This is a genomic window from uncultured Neglectibacter sp. (assembly GCA_937958185.1).
GTDB lineage: Bacteria > Bacillota > Clostridia > Oscillospirales > Acutalibacteraceae > Acutalibacter.
The window spans coordinates 1-19,826 of the sequence record CALFFN010000010.1; the positions used below are offsets into that span (position 1 = coordinate 1).

A 19,826-nucleotide genomic window follows, 5' to 3' on the forward strand; every position below is an offset into this window, starting at 1 on the left:
CCCTTTAGGGGTGTGCCTGTATCCTGCCCTTTAGGGCTGTTATAAAACCACCGGCTCCGCCGGTGTGATATTTATTTGCAAGAGAAAGACAATAAAAAACACTGTCAAAAAGTGTACTTTTTGACAGTGTTTTTTTCGTATACAAATGTTACAGGAAAAGGCAGGAATTGTCAAGGAAAATTCCACTTTCTTTCTAAAAAATATGCCCTGACCTGCTGGGTGAGAATCTTTTTGGACAAATGTCAAAAAGTACACTTTTTGACAAAACCCTGAAAGGAGTTCGGAAAAATGAAAAAGATGGTAAGCTTGCTGTTGGCGCTGTGTTTGATCGTGGGCTGCCTGCCCCTGTCCGCCGGTGCGGCAGAGATCGTAGGCTCCGGCGCCTGCGGCGAGAACGTGACTTGGACCCTTTCTGACGAGGGCGTGCTCACCATTTCCGGCACAGGGCAAATGGAAGATTTTTCCTATGGTAATCCATGGGCGCTTCCTAATGAAATAAAAACAGTCGTCATTGAGGAAGGTGTGACCAGCATTGGAAAGTATGCGTTCGCTGGCTGTGACAACCTGACCAGCATTGCGATTCCCAAAAGTCTAACCGACATTGGTGGTGTAGTAGGGAACATATATAGCATTCCCAACCTAACGGACATTCATGTTACAGAAGGTAACCCAGAGTATTCCAGCTACGACGGCGCTGTATATACCAGTGATATGACCAAACTGTTAGTTTGCCCCAAAGGGAAAAAGGGTGTCTATATCATTCCAAAGGGTGTTACTTCAATCGACCAATCTGCATTTTCGGGGTGTCAGAGCCTGACTGATGTGGTTATTCCAGAAGGAGTAACCACCATTCCAATGAACACATTTAATTGGTGCCCCAGCCTGACCAGTGTGACCTTTCCAAAGACCGTTTCTCATATTAGCGGTGGCTCCTTTGAGGCTGGTATATTTAGCGGGTGTGAAAAATTGGAAAGCCTTATTTTTGAGGGAAATGCGCCCGCTCGTTCGGGAGGGGTGTTTATCATGCCCCCAAACATTTGCTACATCTATTGTTCAGAGGGTTCTACTGGGTGGGACGAAGATGATTGGTGGCAGCGTTTTCCACGCAAACTTATTTCTGAGTTGAAGCCAAAGGTCTTTGCGGTTTCGGTAGACCCGGTCAGCGTCCAAGTGGAAAAAGGCACTACTCAGCAGTTTACCGCTACAGTCAGCGGTCTGGGAGTTTTTGATAAGAATGTTACCTGGTCTGTGACCGGCGGAACTGCCGGGACAAGTATTTCCTCTACTGGTCTCCTGACCGTTTCCGCTGACGAAAAGCCTAACACGGTTCTCACCGTTACTGCCACTTCCGTGGGCGATAAAGCCATAACTGACACAGCTGCCGTGACGATCGAAGGTGACCCAACCGATCCCGTGGTAGATACAACGACTACCCCGGATGGTTCGGTAGTGACTACTACCACTTGGCCGGACGGCAAGAAGGCGGTGCATGAGAAATCTCCTAACGGCGGAGTGAAAGTGGAAGTGACCTCTGCCACCGGTGAAACCATTACTAAAGTAGACCTTTCTGCCGATCCGGGAGAGGGAAAGAAATTCGAGGACGTAAAGGAAAACGACTGGTTTGAAAAATCCGCGGACAGCGCTACGGCGTACGGGCTGTTCCAGGGTACGTCTGACGCCACGTTCACACCCAATGGCTCCATGACGAGAGGTATGCTGGCGCAGACGCTCTGGAACCTCAGCGGCAAAACAAGCTACGGCGCGGGAGAGGGCACGTTTACCGACGTAAAGGACGGCGCGTGGTACGAGAACGCCGTGGACTGGGCGGCAAGGGTCGGCGTGACCTCCGGCACGGGCAGCGGCGGCTTCTCCCCGGAACAGAAAATCACCCGGGAACAGATGGTGACCATGCTGTACCGCTACGCAAACGCCATCGGAGCGCCGGAAAAGAGCGGTGAAACGCTGGAAAGCTTCCCGGATTCCGGCGAGGTATCCGGCTTTGCCAAGGAAGCCGTGGCATGGGCGGTTACTGAAGGCGTGCTGACAGGCAGAAGCAGCGGCGGAAAGAATTACATCGCGCCCCAGGGCACCGCCACCCGGGCGGAGGTCGCCGCGGTGCTGACCCGCTTTGTAGAATATCTGAAATAGTTCTTCCATGTAAAAGCGCCCCCGGTCAGCCGACCGGGGGCGATCTTTCTTTCATCAATGGGCTGTGAATTTTCTCTTGTTTCCCTGGTTTCTTTGGTGTAGAATAAATGGAAGATACAGGAAAAGGAGGGCTGTACTGTGAGCAAGATAGACGTGAGCCGGGAGATCAGCCGCTTATTGAACTACGGTCTGCAAAAGGGGATGTTAGCCCCGGAGGACCAGGTGTACGCCGCGAACAGGCTGCTGCTGGCGCTGGGGGAAGGTGCGTTTGAAAAACAGGAGATCAATGAGACCCTGCCCTATCCCGCGGAGCCTCTTTCCCGTTTGTGCGACTGGGCGGCGGAGCAAGGAAAAGCTGCGCTGGATTCCCAGGACGCCAGGGACCGCTTTGACACGGAGCTGATGGACTGCCTGATGCCCCGCCCCTCCCAGGTGGTGGGAAAGTTCTATTCCCTGTACGGGCAGGACAAAAAAGCCGCCACCGACTACTATTACGGGCTGAGCAAGGCTTCCAATTATATCCGGGTAGACCGGGTGGAGCGGGACAAAATGTGGACAGCCCCCACTCCCTATGGGGAGCTGGTTATCACCATCAACCTCTCCAAGCCGGAAAAGGACCCCAAAGCCATTGCGGCGGCAAAAAACGCCCCGCAGACAGGCTACCCCAAGTGTGCCCTGTGCTGGGAAAACGAGGGGTTCACGGGAAGCCCCAATCAGGCTGCCAGGGCCAACCACCGCCTGATCCCGCTGGAGCTTTGCGGCGAGCGCTGGTTCCTGCAGTATTCTCCCTATGTGTATTATAACGAGCACTGCATCGTGCTCAGTGAGGAGCACCGCCCCATGCGGGTCAGCCGGGCTTCCTTTGAGCATCTGCTGGAGTTCGTCACGGTGCTGCCCCATTACTTTGTGGGCTCTAACGCCGACCTTCCCATTGTGGGCGGCTCCATTTTGTCTCACGATCATTTCCAGGGAGGAAATTATGAGTTCCCCATGGCAAAGGCTCCCATTCGGGAAAGCGTGGCCTTTCCGGGCTATGAAGGGGTGACGGCGGGCATTGTGAACTGGCCCATGTCCGTGCTGCGGCTGCGTTCCGGGGACAAGGAGGCGCTCGTTGATCTGGCGGACAAAATTTTGACCAGATGGCGGGGGTATTCCGATGAAAGCGCCGACATTCTGGCTTTTACCGGCGACACGCCCCACAACACCATCACCCCCATCGCAAGGCGCAGGGGGGAAGATTTTGAGCTGGACCTTGTCCTGCGCAACAACAGAACCACTGAGGAGCACCCCCTGGGGCTGTTCCACCCTCACGGGGAATATCACCATATCAAAAAGGAAAACATCGGGCTCATCGAAGTGATGGGGCTTGCCATTCTGCCGCCCCGCCTGCTGACGGAGATCGAGCTGCTGCGGGGAGCCTTTGCCCAGCCTGAACGGGCGGAGGAGATCCTCTCCCGCCCGGAAATGGAAAAGCACCGGGATTGGTACCAGGAGCTGAAAGCGGCGGGCGTACAGGCGGAAACCGCTGAAAAAGCCATTCAGGACAGCATTGGGGAACTTTTCGGGAAAATCCTGGGCAACGCCGGGGTCTATAAGGACACGGAAGCGGGCAGGGAAGCCTTCCGGCGGTTCTGCCGGCAGATATGAGCGCGGAAAAAGCCGGGGTTATGGAACGGCTCCTCGGGCTGCTTTTCCCCAACCGCTGCTTCTTGTGCGGGAAGCTCATTCCCGCCGGGGAAGTCTGCTGCGAGACCTGCCGGAAACAACTGCCGCCAAAGCCCTTTCAAAGAAAGCTTGCGCTGCCCGGCGCGGGGGCGGCGGGGGTTTCCGTCCTTTCGCCCCTGTCCTATGAGGGCAGGGTCCGCAAGGCGCTGTTTCGGTTCAAGTTCCGCGGAAAGAAAGGTCTGGCAAAGCCCATGGGCGCGCTGATGGCTGGGGCTGCTTCCTGCACGGGCAGAAAATTCACCGCGGTGACCTGGGTCGCCATGACCGCCAAGAAACGGCGTAAACGTGGCTATGACCAAAGCGAGCTGCTGGCGTGGGCAGTGGCGGAGGAATTGGGGCTGCCCTGTCTGCCCCTGCTTCAAAAGGTGCGGGAAAATCAGGTGCAGCACCAGCTTTCCGGGCGGGAGCGCCGGAAAAACGTAAAGGGCGCTTACCTCGCCCTGCCGGAAGCAGCCGGACAAGCCCTGCTGCTGGTGGACGATATCGTCACCACCGGGGCGACATTGGGCGAATGCGCCAAGGTGCTGTACCGCGCAGGCGCCGCAGAGGTGATGGGGCTTTGCGCGGCGGACGCGCCGGAAACCAAGCTGGAAAAGGAGGGAACGCCGTGAGCCATCGGTTTTCCCGGGAAGAGCTGCTTCTCGGGCAGGAAAAGCTGGACAGGCTGAAAAGCGCCCGGGTCGCCGTGTTCGGCGCGGGGGGCGTGGGCAGCTATGTCATAGAAGCCCTTGCCCGCAGCGGCGTGGGGGCGCTGGACGTCATTGACGGCGATACTGTCAGCCTGACAAACTGCAACCGCCAGCTGTTTGCGCTGAGCAGCACCCTGGGGCTGCCCAAAGCGGAGGTCGCCCGGCAGAGGGTGCTGGACATCAACCCGGAGTGCAGCGTCACGGCGGTTCCCCGGTTCTTCACAGCGGAGACCGCCCCAACCTTTGACCTTTCCCCCTATGACTATATTGCCGACGCCATCGACATGGTAACGTCCAAGCTGCTGCTGATCTCCATGGCGAAGGAAGCGGGTGTGCCCGTGATTTCCTGCATGGGCACGGGGAATAAATTCGACCCCATGGCGTTCCGGGTGGCGGATATTTCGGAAACCACCGTCTGCCCGCTGGCACGGGTCATGCGGAAAGAGCTGAAGCGCCGGGGCATTGACCGGGTGAAGGCGGTGTTCTCCACGGAGGAAGCAAAAGCGCCTCTGCCCGCAGGGGCAGAGGACGCAAAGGCTGGCAGCGAGCGTAAGGTGACGCCGGGCAGCATGGCGTTTGTGCCGGGGGCTGCCGGGCTGCTGCTGGCGGCGGAAATCGTAAAGGACCTGACTGGCTTTTCGGAAGAAGCATGAAAATTCCCCCGAAGAAAAATCTCCGGGGGATTTGGTCAAATTTTGTCGAAGCAGGTCGCGTGTCTGCGGATCACTGCGCTTCCCTTAAAAGAGAGAAAGCTTTCGGGAATGCTCCGCGGGCAGAAGCTTCATACTGCCCAGCACAGGCAGCATTGCCGCAAAGAACACAGCCAGCATGGCGGTCTGCACGGGCAGCATGACGGCGTTCTTTATCAGGCTGGCGGAGGCGTAGTACAAATAGCCCTTGCCGTACAGAATGGCGCTCCACAGCGCGCCGAGGGTGACGTTCAGCACATTGGTGGAAAGCTTCGCCAGAAAAATGCGGAGCACGGAGCACTTTGCCCGGTACAAAAACAGGGCGTACAGCAGCGTGCCCAGCATAGTGGTCAGCATATAGCCGGGAAAGTACGGTCCCGTCGGGTGGAGCAGGTAGGAAATGGTGTCCTCTGCCGCGCCGAACACCAGGGCGTTGATGGGACCGCCCACCATGCCGCACAGCGCCCGGGCGAGAAAGCCCCAGGTGACGCGCACCTGGTCGGAAATGTGAATGGACGGCACATAGGACAGCACGATGCAGGCTGCCACCATCAGCGCGGAAAACACCAGCGTGGGCAGCTTTTTGAAGTCCCGCAGGGCGTCCTGCCAGTAGGATTTGGAAAAGGGATGACGATAGAGCATAAAAATACCTCCTGAAAATTCGGCAGACCAAGGAAAACCCTTGCATATCGCCGCACAACAGGAGGGGACAAAGCCCGGCTATGCGGCAGCGGGATGCGAGCGGCGCACTGCAAGCTTTCTCCGGCTTTTCGTCCGGCGGACAACTCCCCGTTCCGCCGGCACTTAAAAACACGCGCCGCTCTACTCTGCCAGTATGAAAGAGAGTATAGCACAGACGGCGGAAAAAGGCAAGCAAATAAGGGAAAAGAGGTTCTGGTTATGAGAAAATGTGGAAAACGGCTGCTGTCCCTGCTTCTGGTAGGGGCGCTGCTGGCTCTGGGAACGGCGGTCCCCGTTCACGCCGCGGCAAAAAAGCTGGTGGCAATCACCTTTGACGACGGTCCCGGTCCTTATACCGACCGTCTGCTGGACGGGCTGAAGCAGCGGGGAGCGAAAGTGACCTTCTTTATGCTGGGCAGCCGGGCGGAGGCTTACCCCGGCGTGGTCAAGCGGGCGTACCGGGAGGGGCACCAGATCGCCAACCACAGCTACGACCACCCGGACTTGACCACCCTGTCCGACAGTGGGGTAAAAAATCAGATCCAGACCACCAACCGCATTCTGAACGCTGCCTGCGGCAAGGGCACGGACTATCTGGTGCGCTCTCCCTATGGCAGCGAAACCGGGCGGACCCGCTCCCTGATCGGCGCGCCGCTGATCTACTGGTCCGTGGACCCGCTGGACTGGAAATACCGAAACGCGGAAACAGTGAAGAACAACATTTTACAGGATACCTTTGACGGCGCCATCGTACTGGTGCACGATATCCACTCCACCAGCGTGACCGGGGCGCTTGCCGCCATCGACGTTTTGAAAAGCAGGGGATACGAGCTTGTCACCGTGCGGGAGCTGTTCCGCCGCCGGGGCGTATCCCTGAAGAAGGGGGAAGACCATTACAGCTGTAAGCCCACGGGAACGAATCTGAGCGCCGTAGCCGCCCCCACCGTTTCCAATGAAGCGGAGGGCGGCAGGCTGAAGGTGACCCTGAGCGCCCAGCCCGGTACAAAAATCTATTATTCCACCGACGGCTCCGATTTGAACCAGGAAAGCAGGGTATACACCCAGCCGTTTTACGTCACTACCCCCTGCACGGTGCGGGCGGTGGCGGCTTACCAGATGAACGGCAGCCGCAGCGGGGAAACGAAGGTCCTTTTGACAACGCCCACGGCGAAAGCGCCGGGGCTCCGGGTGGAAAACGGCGTGATGACGCTGGAAAACCGCACCGGGGGCGCGCAGGTCTTTTACACGCTGGACGGTTCCGCCGCAGACACCACCTCTACCCGGTACATAGAGCCTGTTTCCCTGTCCCCCGGCACGGTGATCTCCGCCTGCGCCGGAGGGGAGGGTCTGCTGGATAGCCCCCAGACACGTGGAACCTATTCCCAAAACGGCAACTTTTTCCGGGATATTTTCCCGAGCCAGTGGTATTATCAGGACGCTGACAGGGCAGTTTCCGCCGGATACCTCCGCGGGGTGGGGAACGATACCTTTGCCCCGGAGCGGAACGTGACCCGGGGGCAGCTGCTGACCCTGCTCTACCGCCATTCCGGGGAGCAGGTAACGCCTTTAGAGCTGGAACAGATACAGACCGCCTTTACGGATATCCCCGACCGCGCCTATTATACTGACGCGGTGGCATGGGGCTATGCCCGGGGGATCGTCCGGGGCTGTGACGACAGCTCCTTTTGCCCGGAGGGGACCGCTACCCGGCAGGAAATGAGCGTGATGTTCCAGGGTTATCTTTCCTATCTGGGCACAGTGCCGCCGGACAGCGACGGGGCAGCTGGGCACTACCGGGACTGCGGGAAGATCGCGGAATGGGCGCTGCCTGCCGTGGAGCAGATGAGCGCGCTGGGGCTGATGCAGGGCGACGACCGGGAAAATTTCCGTCCCCGTGCCTTTTCTACCAGAGGGCAGACGGCGGCGGTCCTTATGCGGCTGGCGGACCTGCTGGAAGCCCAGGGGAGCGGTTCGGCACCGCCCCCGGAGCTGACAACAGAATAGAATAAAACAGGCTGTCCGGCATTTCGCCGGGCAGCCTGTTTTATCTATGGAAAAACCGTTACTTGTGGTACAGTTTGTTCGTCTGGTACTGGGGTTCGCAGGTGAGGTTGACCCCCAGCCGGCGGAAAATATTTTCGTCCACATGGGAGAGCAGCACAGTGGAATGCGCCTCGCAGCCCCGAAGCTTGGGAAGCTGGCGCAGGGCAAGCTCCGCCGTGGGGTTGGTGGCGGCGCAGATGGACAGGGCGATCAAAATCTCATCGGTGTGCAGCCGGGGGTTCACGCTGCCCAGATGGGTGGTTTTCAGCTTTTGCAGGGGCTCGATGATAATGGGGGAGATCAGGTGAATGTCCTTGTGAATGCCGCCCAGTTCCTTGAGCGCGTTGATGAGGGCGGCGGAGGAAGCCCCCAGCAGGTCGGTAGTCTTCCCGGTGACGATCCTGCCGTCAGGCAGCTCAATGGCGGCGGCGGGCAGCCCGGTCTCCTCGGCGCGCTGCAGCGCGGGGGTGGTGACGGCTCTGCCCTCCGGGGAAATGCCGGACTGGTTCAGCAGCAGCTCCAGCTTGTACACGGTCTCGTCGCTTTCCATGCCCCGGCGCTGTCCGCACAGGGCGCTGTAGTACCGGCGGATGATCTCCTGCCGGGCGGCTTCACAGCAGACAGCATCGTCGATGATACAGTTGCCCGCCATGTTTACGCCCATATCCGTGGGGGATTTGTAGGGAGATTCCCCGGCGATCTTTTCCAGCATGGCATTGAGGACGGGGAACACCTCCACGTCCCGGTTATAGTTGACGGCGGTAACGCCGTAGGCTTCCAGATGGAAGGGGTCTATCATATTGACGTCGTTCAGGTCCGCGGTGGCGGCTTCATATGCCAGGTTCACCGGGTGCTTTAAGGGCAGGTTCCAGATGGGGAAGGTCTCAAATTTTGCGTATCCCGCCTTGACGCCCCGCTTGTGCTCGTGGTAGAGCTGGCTCAGGCAGGTCGCCATTTTTCCGCTGCCCGGTCCCGGCGCGGTGACCACGATCAGCGACCGGCTGGTTTCCACGTATTCGTTCCTGCCGAAGCCCTCGTCGCTGACGATCAAAGGCAGGTTGGAGGGATACCCGGGAATGGTATAGTGCCGGAACACTTTGACCCCCAGGGATTCCAGCCGCTTCTGGAACGCTTCCGCCGCAGGCTGGGCGGCGTACTGGGTCAGCACCACGCTGCCCACCGTCAAGCCGATCTCCCGAAAGGAGTCGATCAGCCGCAGCACGTCCATGTCATAGGTAATGCCCAGATCGCCCCGCACCTTGTTCTTCTCAATATCGGAAGCATTGATGACAATGACGATCTCCGCCTGGTCCTTTAATTCCAGCAGCATTTTCACCTTGCTGTCCGGCTCGAACCCCGGCAGCACCCGGGAAGCGTGGTAATCGTCAAACAGCTTGCCGCCAAATTCCAGATACAGCTTGCCGCCGGACTGCTCGATCCGCTCCCGTATCTGCCGGGACTGCATCTCCCGATATTTTTCGTTGTCAAACCCCAATTTCATCCTCATCAACCCCGGTTCCCAACTGGAAATTTTTATCTCGCAGGCATTTTGCCCTTTCTGGCGTCCCATAATTAACGCCCATCATACCATAGCGCCGCATGGAAAACAAGAAAGCGCTTCGGCTCGATCTGACGATCTTTTACGGTCATTATAGCATATTCTCTTAAAAATGAGAAGCCTTCCCACAAGAAAACTTCTTGCGCTTTGGCGGCGACCGTGATAAAATGCGAAATGCGCCGGGCTGCGGCGGGAAAGGAAGAAAGCGTATGACGGAAAAGGAAATTGCGGAGATCCGGCGGCGGTTCCGCTCGGAAAAAAGCAATATCACCCATGTGCGGGGGTGCTATGTCAGCGAAAAACGGGAGATCGTTTCGGAATTTGACCAGCCCCTTTCCACGCTGCCCCAGGAGGAAACCGACCAGCTTTTGAGCGTGCTGCGGCGCGCCCTGTCGGGAACGCCGGGGAGGAACCTTGCCGATTTGAGCTTTGATACCCGGCAGGTGGTGGACAGCGACGAGCACCGTCTGCTTATGGCGCTGCGGGATTCCTCCCTCCATGACGAAGCCGCCGTGCAGGCTTTTTTCCAGCGGGTGATCGGCTCCTTTTCCCTGGAAGGGACGTATCTCATTCTGCTGGCGTGCGAAAAATACGATATCCCGTACCACGCAAAGGACGGGCAGGCACTGGAGGACGCTTCCCAGGAGGTGTATTCCTACGTGCTGTGCGCCCTGTGCCCGGTAAAGCCCACAAAGCCCGCCCTGAGCTATGACGTGCCGGAAAACGCTTTCCGCAGCCGGCTGGCGGACTGGCTGGTTTCCCCGCCGGAGGCAGGCTTCCTGTTCCCGGCGTTCAACGACCGCACCGCCGATATCTACAGCGCCCTGTATTATTCCAGGGACCCGGCGGAAAATCACCCGGAGCTCATCGACGCGGTGTTCCGGCTGGAAGCCCCCATGCCGGCGGCGACCCAGAAGGAGACCTTCCACGCCGTGCTGGTGGAAGCCCTGTCCGAGGATTGCAGCTACGACGTGGTGCAGGCGGTGGACGGGCAGCTGCGGGAAATGATACAGGAGCACAAGGACAGCAAAGCGGAGGAGCCGCTGGTGCTGTCCCAGCGGGCGGTGAAGGAGGTGCTCCATTCCTGCGGCGTGTCCCCGGAGCACGTGGAGACCTTTGGGCAGAAATATGAAGAAGAATTTGGCGCGGAAATGGAGCTGCGCCCCCAAACGCTGGTGGATAAGCGCCAGCTGGAGGTCTGCACCCCGGACGTGAAGATCCAGGTGAACCCGGAGCGCAGCGACCTGCTGGAGACCCGTATCATTGACGGCGCGCGGTACATTTTGATCCGCGCCGGGGAGGGCGTGGAGGTCAACGGCATTCCCGTCCGCATTTTGTAACAGGAAAATAGAACTGGTTTCCGGCGCTTTTGCGCCGGATTTTTTGTCCTTTACTAAGCGCCGGGACGAAAAGCGCGGCAAAAAATTTTATTCCATAAACAGACAAAAACACTAGGATTTCAGCGGCTTTCACGGCTCTTTTGAAAATAATTTCGACAAAATATTGTATAAACTTCATCTTTTTTTAAGAAAAATGCTTGACAAAATAGGCAAATTGACATATTCTTACTTCTAGAGGTGGTAAGGTTTCCCATATGTATGAAAATACCGCTTCCAATCTTTTGCGGGCGGGGTCTTCCCTGTCTGCGTACCCCTGAGGAAGGACAAATCATGCAAGGAGTTGCTCTCATCATTGCTTTCGTGGTCGCCATTGTCCTGATGATCCTGGCTATCTCGAAGCTCAAGATCCACCCGTTCCTGTCCATTATGGGAATTTCCCTGATTTTGGGCATTGTCGCCGGCATTCCGCTGGTGGATCAGGCCCTGGAGGACGGAACGACGAAGACCGGGCTGGTCAACACCATCGGCGCCGGCTTCTCCGGCACATTTACCAGCATCGGCATCGTCATTATCCTGGGCGCGCTGATCGGCACCATTCTGGAGGCTACCGGCGCTGCCGTGAAGCTTGCCGATATGGTCGTCAAGCTGGTAGGTCCGAAGCACCCGGAGATCGCCATGCTCATCATGGGCTGGGTGGTTTCCATTCCCGTGTTCTGCGACAGCGGCTTTGTAGTGCTGAACCCCATCCGTAAGGCGATGGTACAGCGCACCAAGCGTTCCTCCGTGGCGCTGACAGTGGCGCTGTCGGCAGGTCTGTACATTTCCCACGTGTTCATTCCTCCCACCCCCGGTCCTATCGCAGCAGCCAACACGCTGGGCATCGGCGACAACCTGCTGCTGGTCATGGGCATGGGCGCCCTTGCTTCTATCATTCCCCTGATCGTGGGCTTCTTCTTCGCCACCTATATCGGCAAGAAGGTCAAGGCGGGCGACGAGGCGGATTCCGGCGAGACCGTCAAGAGCTATGAGGAGATCGTCAAGGAGTACGGCAAGCTGCCCAACGGTTTCCTGGCGCTGTCTCCCATTCTGGTCCCCGTTATTCTGATGGCTTTGGGTTCCATCGCTTCCATGGCTGGCTGGACCGGCGCTCTCAAGACCGCCTTCGCGTTCCTGGGCGCTCCCATTATCGCGTTGACCGTGGGCGTCCTGTTCGGTGTGATCCTGCTGTTCACCAGCAAGCGGACCGACAAATTCTATGACCTGACCAACGACACGCTGAAGACTGTTGGACCGATCCTGTTCGTCACCGCTGCCGGCGGCGTTCTGGGCAAGGTCATCGCGGTCAGCGGCATGGTAGAATTTATCACCGCAAATTCCAACGTGCTGGAAGTGCTGGGCATTTTCTTCCCCTTTATTCTGGCTGCTATCCTCAAGAGCGCACAGGGCTCCTCCACGGTGGCGATCACCACCACGGCGGGCATTATGGCTCCCTTGATGGGCGTTATGGGGCTGGATTCCCCCGCCAAGGCCGCTTTGACGGTCATGGCCATCGGCGCAGGCGCTATGACGGTTTCTCACGCCAACGACTCCTATTTCTGGGTCGTCACCAACTTCGGCGAGATGAAGCCCGAGCAGGGATATAAGACGCAGACGCTCTGCACGCTGCTGCTGGGTGTTTCCGCTATGGTCGGTATCTTTATCCTGTCCCTGATTTTCTAAATCGGTCTATCGAGGGCGGTGCGGCAAGGTGCCGCGCCGCCCTTTTCTGTTTGAGAACTCTGAAAAGCGAGGAGCAAAGCATATGGACAAACAAATGCGAACGGAAGCGGACGCTATAGTAGCTGCTTCCATCAAAGCCGTACAGCCCGATGAAGCGGTCAGCCGCGCCTTAGCGGGAAAGGAATTTCCGGGAAAGGTAGTCCTGGTGGCAGCGGGAAAAGCGGCGTGGCAGATGGCAAAGGCAGCCCATGACTGCATGGGGGACCGCATCGACAGCGGCGTGGTCATCACCAAATATGACCATGTGATGGGCGCTATCGCCAACTTTGACTGCCGGGAGGCGGGGCACCCGGTCCCCGATGAAAATTCCTTCGCGGGCACCCAGGCGGCGCTGGAGCTGGTACAGGACCTGACCGAACAGGATACCGTGCTGTTCCTGCTGTCCGGCGGCGGCAGCGCCCTGTTTGAAAAGCCGCTGGTGCGGGGAGAAGTGCTGCAGGACGTGACCAATCAGCTGCTGGCGTGCGGCGCGGATATTGTGGAGATCAACACCATTCGCAAGCGGCTTTCCGCGGTGAAGGGCGGGCGGTTCGCCCAAAGCTGCGCCCCGGCGCAGGTGTTCAGCATTGTCCTGTCCGATATTTTGGGCGACCCGCTGGATATGATCGCCTCAGGTCCTGCCTGTCCCGATACCTCTACCTGCGCGCAGGCACAGGCGATCGCGGAAAAATACAGGCTGAAGCTGACAGATGAGGTCAAAGCGCTGCTGGGGCAGGAAACGCCCAAGGAGCTGCACAACGTGACCACCCAGATCACCGGCTCTGTGCGGGAGCTTTGCGCTGCCGCCGCGGGAGTTTGCCGGGAGATGGGCTATGAGCCCGTACTGCTTACCGACCAGCTCTGCTGCCAGGCAAAGGAGGCGGGCAGCTTCCTGTCCTCCATTTTGAAGACCCATTACGGCGCCGGGAAGCCCATGGCGTTTTTGACAGGGGGGGAAACCGTGGTGCAGCTTACCGGCACAGGCAAGGGCGGGCGCAATCAGGAGCTGGCGCTGGCAGCCGCCCCCGGCATGGCGGGCATGAAGGGCGTCTGCGTGTTCAGCGTGGGCAGCGACGGCACGGACGGTCCCACCGACGCCGCCGGCGGCTATGCGGACGGCGAAACCGCCGCGGAGCTACGGGCAGAGGGCATAGAGGTTTATGACGTTCTCCAAAACAATGACGCTTACCACGCTTTGCAGAAAACCGGCGGGCTCATCATCACAGGTCCCACCGGCACCAATGTCAACGACGTGGCGGTAGCGCTGCTGAAAGGTTGAACCAAACTGAGATGATATGACTGAGATACTATAGAAAAACGGCACGGGTTTTCCCGTGCCGTTCTTTGCATTGTTATCTTTATGAATTTTCCTGCAGCAGCTGTACCAGCGGCTGAATGTACTCCTTGGAGGAAATGTCGTAGGAATGGGAAATGGCTTCGGCAAACTGCCGCTCCGCTTCGGTTTTATCTGCCCGTTTTTCCATCATGGACTGGAAAAGCTGCATCATTTTCCTGTCGAGGAACGCCATGGTTTCATAGCGCAGCCCGCTGGGAAAATAGAAGTGGGGGACAGCGCCCAACTCCTCCGGGGACAGGTTTTTCTTCCACATTTCCTCGATGGTGTCCTGGGCTTCCTGTGGGGCTGCCCCGGTGGCAAATACGATGAATTTTCCCGCGCCGCTTTTTTGGAACAGCTTCCGGGCGGCTTTCAGCCCGTCCACCGTTCCGGCATGGAGCCTGCCGCCGAACAGGACCGTGTCAAACCCTGTCCGCAAGGCGGTGCGCGCTTCTTTCAGCGGCAGTACGGTGCAGGGGATTTCCTCGGATATCCACTGGGCGTACTGCCTGGTGAACCCGGTGCTGCTTTTGTAAATGAGCAAAATTTTTTCAGGCATTTTTCTGATCCTCCTGTGCGGCGGCAAGAAAGGCGCGGTAAGCCCGTTCCTGCCGCTGATAAATTTCTTCTGCCGGAATCCCCGGCTTACTTACGGAAAAGACCGCGCCGATCCCCACCGTGTAGAGCAGCATATCCAGGTGCAGTTCCCGCGCCTGCTCTATGGAAAGCCCCAACGTTTCGGCAATTTGCAGATCGGCGTCACCGCTCGCCTCCCGGCGGTAAAACTCGTCCAGGGAGGAAATGCCCCGGCGCTGCTGGAACAGGAACAGCTTCAGCACATGGGGTTCTTCCTTTGCCAGCTGCAGATAGGCTCTGCCCGTGCTGCGGAACAGATCGTTCCCGTCTATCCGGGCGGCAGTATATTCCCGGATAAAAGCCCTTGCCCGGTCTGCCACATCGTCGCGCAAGCCTTCCATATTGGTGCAGTAGCTGTAAATGGGCTGGACAGAGCAGCCCAGCCGCTGGGCGATCTTCTTCACGGTGATCTGCTCCGCGCCCTCCGCCCGCGCCAGCTGGAAAGCGGCTTCCACCACCATATCCTTTGTGATTTTCTGTTTCGGCATACTCTTTCTCCGTTTCATGGGAAATTTTCCGTGGAAGTTTTGACCGCTATGGCATAAAAGCGGTGGCTCCCAACAAAAAATCCAGTTATATAATCAGATTATATAACTGGATTATATATTAGAATTTTCCAAAAGTCAAGGTGTTTGGGAATTTTTCCGGCAAATCCGTGGAACGGGATTTTCTGCGGTTCACCCCGGCGCAGCACCCGGCAGGAATTACTTTATCGGCTCCCCGAAGATCCGCTCCGGCAGCCTGCCGAAATTGACCGTCTGCACCGCCTGTAAAATCTCCTCCCGGCGGGCGGCGGCGTCCGGCAGGTCGCAGACCACATCGTTCAAATCATAGGGACCGTTGCGGAAATGTCCCACCACCGCGCCGTGAAATTCCCCGTCCATCAGCAGGTACTGCAGGGGCTCGTGGTCATAGGGAAGGTTTTCGTACAAAGGGGAGAATTTTTGCTTCAGCTCCGGCTCGATCACCCGGTACAGGAAGTCGTTCCGATGCATGGCGTAAACAAAGTGCAGCGGCACGGGCTCATAGGTTTTCAGCAGCTCCCAGTCACCTGGGAGGAAAAACGCGCCGTCCTCCTCCACGAAAAGCTTTTCCGCCGTCAATTCCTGCGCGGCAATGCGAATTTCCTTTTCCGGCAGCCGGTAAAAGGCTTTCGCTTCCCCGGCGCGGAAGCCGGGGTAACGGTAAGCGAACCGCCGCAGCAGGAGCTTCAGCGCTTCGGCATGGGTGAGGGAAAATTCCTCCGCCTCCGGGAACATTTCGGCAAACCGCATCCACCCCCTGTCCCACTCGCCGTCGTATTGATCCTCATAAATGAGGAACGCTTCCTGCAAGCGGTGGAGCGCCGGGGTGATCTGCTTCACCAGCAGCCCGGTTTCCGCCTTGATCTGCTGAATGGTCATGGGACCCTCCTGGCAGAGCAGACGGAGCAGGCTTTCCTGTATTTCCGTGGGGCGGGTCAGGGGCTTGCGGTACAGCGCCCAGAAAAGCTCCAGGTCCTCCGGGACGATCCACCCCAGCGTGCCGCCGCAGAATCTGCCCTTGATGAGCCGACGGTCCAGCTGGCGGTTGCGGTTATATTCCAGATCGTCAAAATCCGCGCGAAAGCACAGGGTCGGCGGCTGTCCGAAGCCGTTCCAATACACGTTCACACCGGGCTGCAGGTCCCGGTACAGCGCCAGATATTCTTCCTCCGTGGCAGCAGAGACAAGGTGCTGCCGCTCCATGCGCAGGGAGATCAACTTTTTCCTGTCCATAAAGGCTTCCTTTCCGTATCCTTTTCATCTAGTATCCAGTATCTAGCATCCAGTATACCAGAAAAACCCGGACAGCGCCATGTCCTGTTTTATAAAATTACCCTGCCCGAAATTTTCGGGCAGGGTGGGGGTCACATCGCTTTTCAGAGGAGAATCAGCCCAAATACTCCAAACATTTTTCGCTGCTTGATGTAGGGCTTACTGTAGTTGCGCCGCACTCCGGGCATTTCAGGCGATGGTAGGCAGTGGTGATCTCATGGGTGTGTGGACCGCTTTTTTGAGAACAGCCGCTGACAGTCCGATAAGACGTTGTCGTTTCCGTTGATGTAATAACAGGTCTTACCCCGCAGGAGCACATGACAATGCGGGCGGGGGCTGCCATCAGTGGAAGCGCCAAAATAATTGCCAGAGCAATGGACAGCAAGGTGTGCTTTTCCATGAAATTTTTTCTTCCTTTCAGGAATATTGAGTGTTTAGAGAAATCTCCCTAATATTCCACTTTCAATTTAGTGTTTTTCTCTAATTTTGTCAAGAATAATCTAAATTTTTATGGAATTTAATGAAATCAGTCTTGACATTTTCACTATAAATATTTATTATAATAATACCACAATACCATTTTTTGAGAAATCGGAAAGATTATGAATTGGAAAACGCTAAAACAGGATCGGCGTTCCTGCAAAAACGAATGAGGAGGTAGCATGATGAAAAGAGGATTAAAATGCAGCATTTGTTGTTTGCTCGTGATGGGGCTGCTGCTCTGCCAGATATCGTTCCCCGCTCAGGCAGCGTCTGCCGTAGCGGATAATCGCCTGACTTCGGAAACCGCAGGATATTTCGCAAAATTCTTCCTCCGGGATTCCCTGGCTTCCTCTTCCAAGGTTTACGACATCGCTTGGACGGAACAGACAGAGATCCGGCACATGACCTGCCTGTATGACACGGAGGGGAAACCGTCGGCGTATTGCTTTGAGCTTTCCACCGAAGGAAAAGACAGCGGGTATATCATGGTTTCCGCCTATGAAAATGTGTATATGCCGATTTTGGAATATGCCGACAGCGGGCAGCCGCCTTATGCCCAATTTCCCGAATATTATGATACGGAAACCCGCGCCCTGATCTATACCGGTCCCTTTGGGTATTATCAGAAGACGGAGGACGGAAAGCTTTCCGCGCTGGACGGTGAAGCAGTCTCCCGGGACGAAGTCATAGACACGGTTACGCCGGGAGAAAGCGGTCTCTCAGCAGCGGCTTCCAACGGTGATGGAACCATCAAAGACCCTTTTGATTACGCCGAAGAAAAGCATGGTGGAACCTGGACTGCCTATGAATGGAGCAATCCCTATGAGTTTGATCTGTATCCCAAGGATACCATGATTACCACAGATACCAGTGAGCCAAATGCCTGCGGTCCCGTGGCGCTGACCAATCTGCTCACCCTTTGGGGGAACCGCAAAAAGGTCAAAACAATTACCGGCGAAACGCCCCAGCAGCGGTTGAAGAAAGTGATCCAGTACGGAAAGGAAAAGGGATATTTCCAGCCGTCCAATCATGGAACCCCCCTGCTTACCATTAAAGAATATGAAACGGGAATGTTCACCAAATACGGCGTTTCGCTGGAAAATATATACGAGTACAAGCCGACCTCTTACACGCAGTACAAGCGGCAGGTCGAGGGAGAGGGTCCGTTTCTGTTGTATTTCGGTGGACATGAAACCTATGGCTATCACTATGTGCTGGGCTACGCGTACACCCGCCTGCAAAGCGAGAGCACCGGCTATTATAAGAGCTTTGTCAAAATCAGGGACGGCTGGAGCCGGGAGGGACGCTTTGTGACGATGGACTCCACGTTCCCGAAAGGAGAGTTTTTCTCCTATGTAATTTCTGCTTACTAGATTTCCCCAGGTTTCATATTTTCAAAGGAAACATTGCCGTAATGAGAAAAAAGCCCCCTAAGCAGGGGGCTTTTCTTCGTCCTTTTTTATTCCTCACTGAAAAGCCTGGTGGAAAGGTAGCGGTCGCCGGTATCCGGCAACAGGGCGACAATGGTTTTTCCTTTGTTTTCCGGGCGCTTTGCCAGCTCTATGGCAGCCCACAGGGCGGCGCCGGAGGAAATCCCGGTCAGTACGCCCTCGGCTTTTCCCAGCTCCCGCCCGGCGGAGAAAGCGTCCTCGTTTTCCACGCAGATGATCTCATCGTAAATCCCCGTGTCCAGAATTTCCGGCACAAAATTGGCGCCAATCCCCTGGATCGCGTGGGGACCTGCCTTGCCGCCGCTCAGCACGGGGGAAGCCGCAGGCTCCACCGCCACGATTTTCACAGCGGGATTTTTCCCTTTCAAATATCTACCCACACCTGTCAGCGTACCGCCGGTGCCTACGCCGGCAACGAAAATATCCACCCTGCCGTCGGTGTCTTCCCAAATCTCAGGACCTGTGGTGGCAACGTGGGCGGCAGGATTCGCCTGGTTCACAAATTGCCCGGGAATGAAGCTGTGGGGAATTTCCCTTGCCAGCTCCTCCGCGCGGGAAATGGCGCCGCTCATGCCCTGCGCGCCGGGGGTCAGCTCCAATTCAGCGCCGTAGGCCTTCATCAGCTGGCGGCGCTCCATGCTCATGCTGTCCGGCATGACGATGATCATGCGGTAGCCCCGGGCAGCCGCCATAGCGGCCAACCCAATGCCGGTGTTGCCGGAGGTAGGCTCGATGATGACGGAATCCGGCGTGAGGACGCCCCTCTGCTCGGCGTCGTCCAGCATGGATTTTGCGACCCTGTCCTTGACAGACCCGGCGGGATTAAAGTATTCCAGCTTTGCCAGCAGCCGTGCTTCCAGCCCGTGACGCTTTTCCAGATGGGTCAGCTCCAGCAGGGGCGTTCTGCCCACCAGCTGATCCAGCCCGGTATAAATTTTGCCCATATGATGTCCTCCTTTGTATGAAAAGCAATTACAGACTTACTTGGTAGGTTATATACCAGTATATTCCTTTTGAGGGTTGTTGTCAAGGAAAACTTGATTTTCCTATCGGTTTGGTAGTATAATGATCGCAAAGCCGCGACCGGGCGGTACGGTTTTCTTTTGTGCAAAGAAGATGTACGAGTAAAAAGGATTCAGTGCAGAGTTGCACCACCCTTACGGTCGGGTGATTCAGTCTCCTCTTGTATCAAGAGGGTTCACGAGTAAAAAAAGGGTGCAAGAGGACTTAGCGTAGGGCTGCACTACCCCTGCGGTCGGGTTGTTCAGTCTCCTCTTGTATCAAGAGGGTTCACGAGTAAAAAAAGGGTGCAAGAGGACTTAGCATGGGGTTGCACTATCCCAGCGGTCGGGTGGCATGATTTCTTTTTGCACAAAGAGGGCGTATGAAGACTTAGCGTAGGGTTGCACTATCCCAGCGGTCGGGTTGTTCAGTTTCCTCTTGTACCAAGAAGCTTCACGAGTAAAAAAAGGTTCACGAGTAAAAAAAGGTGG

16 protein-coding genes and 1 riboswitch are annotated in these 19,826 nt (G+C 56.9%); of the genes, 9 read left to right on the forward strand and 7 right to left on the reverse strand.

Features of this window, described 5'->3' with window-relative positions; genetic code table 11:
• The first annotated feature begins 288 nt into the window (after positions 1-288).
• From AB8996_RS02955 to AB8996_RS02970, 4 genes are all read left to right on the forward strand, one after another.
• Entirely contained in the window at positions 289-2,148 is a 1,860-nt protein-coding gene (locus tag AB8996_RS02955) for an S-layer homology domain-containing protein (protein WP_369297488.1), read from the forward strand.
• 138 nt (positions 2,149-2,286) lie between these two features.
• Positions 2,287-3,795, forward strand: a complete 1,509-nt coding sequence (locus tag AB8996_RS02960; protein ID WP_369297489.1) for a UDP-glucose--hexose-1-phosphate uridylyltransferase — start codon at positions 2,287-2,289, stop codon at positions 3,793-3,795.
• A complete protein-coding gene (locus AB8996_RS02965) occupies positions 3,792-4,484 on the forward strand; it encodes a ComF family protein (protein ID WP_369297490.1) in 693 nt (230 codons plus the stop codon). Before AB8996_RS02960 ends, AB8996_RS02965 begins: the two co-directional genes overlap by 4 nt.
• Positions 4,481-5,215, forward strand: coding sequence for a ThiF family adenylyltransferase (locus tag AB8996_RS02970; protein WP_369297491.1), 735 nt, complete (start codon positions 4,481-4,483; stop codon positions 5,213-5,215). Before AB8996_RS02965 ends, AB8996_RS02970 begins: the two co-directional genes overlap by 4 nt.
• An 84-nt stretch (positions 5,216-5,299) precedes the next feature.
• On the opposite strand, the gene AB8996_RS02975 is transcribed toward AB8996_RS02970, so the two are convergent.
• Positions 5,300-5,893, reverse strand: a complete 594-nt coding sequence (locus AB8996_RS02975) for a folate family ECF transporter S component (protein WP_369297492.1) — start codon at positions 5,891-5,893, stop codon at positions 5,300-5,302.
• Positions 5,894-5,977: 84 nt separating this feature from the next.
• A riboswitch (THF riboswitch) is annotated at positions 5,978-6,083 on the reverse strand.
• Between the two features lie 68 nt (positions 6,084-6,151).
• On the opposite strand from AB8996_RS02975, the gene AB8996_RS02980 reads away from it, so the two are divergent.
• On the forward strand, positions 6,152-7,936 hold the full coding sequence (locus tag AB8996_RS02980) for a polysaccharide deacetylase family protein (RefSeq protein ID WP_369297493.1): 1,785 nt from the start codon (positions 6,152-6,154) through the stop codon (positions 7,934-7,936).
• Positions 7,937-7,994: 58 nt separating this feature from the next.
• Here AB8996_RS02980 and AB8996_RS02985 read toward each other — a convergent pair whose 3' ends face one another.
• Positions 7,995-9,476, reverse strand: a complete 1,482-nt coding sequence (locus AB8996_RS02985) for a DUF1846 domain-containing protein (RefSeq protein ID WP_369297503.1) — start codon at positions 9,474-9,476, stop codon at positions 7,995-7,997.
• Positions 9,477-9,742: 266 nt separating this feature from the next.
• On the opposite strand from AB8996_RS02985, the gene AB8996_RS02990 reads away from it, so the two are divergent.
• From AB8996_RS02990 to AB8996_RS03000, 3 genes are all read left to right on the forward strand, one after another.
• Complete coding sequence (locus AB8996_RS02990; protein WP_369297494.1) at positions 9,743-10,873, forward strand: DUF4317 domain-containing protein; 1,131 nt, start codon at positions 9,743-9,745, stop codon at positions 10,871-10,873.
• A 330-nt stretch (positions 10,874-11,203) separates the two neighbouring features.
• The gene (locus tag AB8996_RS02995; protein ID WP_369297495.1) at positions 11,204-12,592 is read left to right on the forward strand and encodes a GntP family permease; all 1,389 of its coding nucleotides are present in this window, start codon (positions 11,204-11,206) and stop codon (positions 12,590-12,592) included.
• A gap of 82 nt (positions 12,593-12,674) precedes the next feature.
• Positions 12,675-13,910, forward strand: a complete 1,236-nt coding sequence (locus AB8996_RS03000; protein ID WP_369297496.1) for a glycerate kinase — start codon at positions 12,675-12,677, stop codon at positions 13,908-13,910.
• A 79-nt stretch (positions 13,911-13,989) separates the two neighbouring features.
• On the opposite strand, the gene AB8996_RS03005 is transcribed toward AB8996_RS03000, so the two are convergent.
• The 4 genes from AB8996_RS03005 to AB8996_RS03020 form a co-directional block, all read right to left on the reverse strand.
• Complete coding sequence (locus tag AB8996_RS03005) at positions 13,990-14,526, reverse strand: flavodoxin domain-containing protein (protein ID WP_369297497.1); 537 nt, start codon at positions 14,524-14,526, stop codon at positions 13,990-13,992.
• On the reverse strand, positions 14,519-15,091 hold the full coding sequence (locus AB8996_RS03010) for a TetR/AcrR family transcriptional regulator (protein WP_369297498.1): 573 nt from the start codon (positions 15,089-15,091) through the stop codon (positions 14,519-14,521). The genes AB8996_RS03005 and AB8996_RS03010 overlap by 8 nt, the downstream gene beginning before the upstream one ends.
• Positions 15,092-15,307: 216 nt before the next feature.
• The gene (locus AB8996_RS03015) at positions 15,308-16,360 is read right to left on the reverse strand and encodes a hypothetical protein (protein WP_369297499.1); all 1,053 of its coding nucleotides are present in this window, start codon (positions 16,358-16,360) and stop codon (positions 15,308-15,310) included.
• A gap of 154 nt (positions 16,361-16,514) precedes the next feature.
• Positions 16,515-16,799: a hypothetical protein gene (locus tag AB8996_RS03020; RefSeq protein ID WP_369297500.1), complete on the reverse strand. Its 285-nt coding sequence runs from the start codon at positions 16,797-16,799 to the stop codon at positions 16,515-16,517.
• 265 nt (positions 16,800-17,064) lie between these two features.
• Here AB8996_RS03020 and AB8996_RS03025 point away from each other — a divergent pair, with 265 nt between their 5' ends.
• Positions 17,065-18,255 carry a hypothetical protein gene (locus tag AB8996_RS03025; RefSeq protein WP_369297501.1) on the forward strand — a complete coding sequence of 397 codons (1,191 nt, stop codon included), beginning with the start codon at positions 17,065-17,067 and terminating at the stop codon, positions 18,253-18,255.
• Positions 18,256-18,341: 86 nt separating this feature from the next.
• Here the strand turns inward: AB8996_RS03025 and cysK are convergent, their stop codons facing one another.
• Positions 18,342-19,277, reverse strand: coding sequence for a cysteine synthase A (cysK, locus tag AB8996_RS03030; RefSeq protein ID WP_369297502.1), 936 nt, complete (start codon positions 19,275-19,277; stop codon positions 18,342-18,344).
• Positions 19,278-19,826 lie beyond the last annotated feature (549 nt).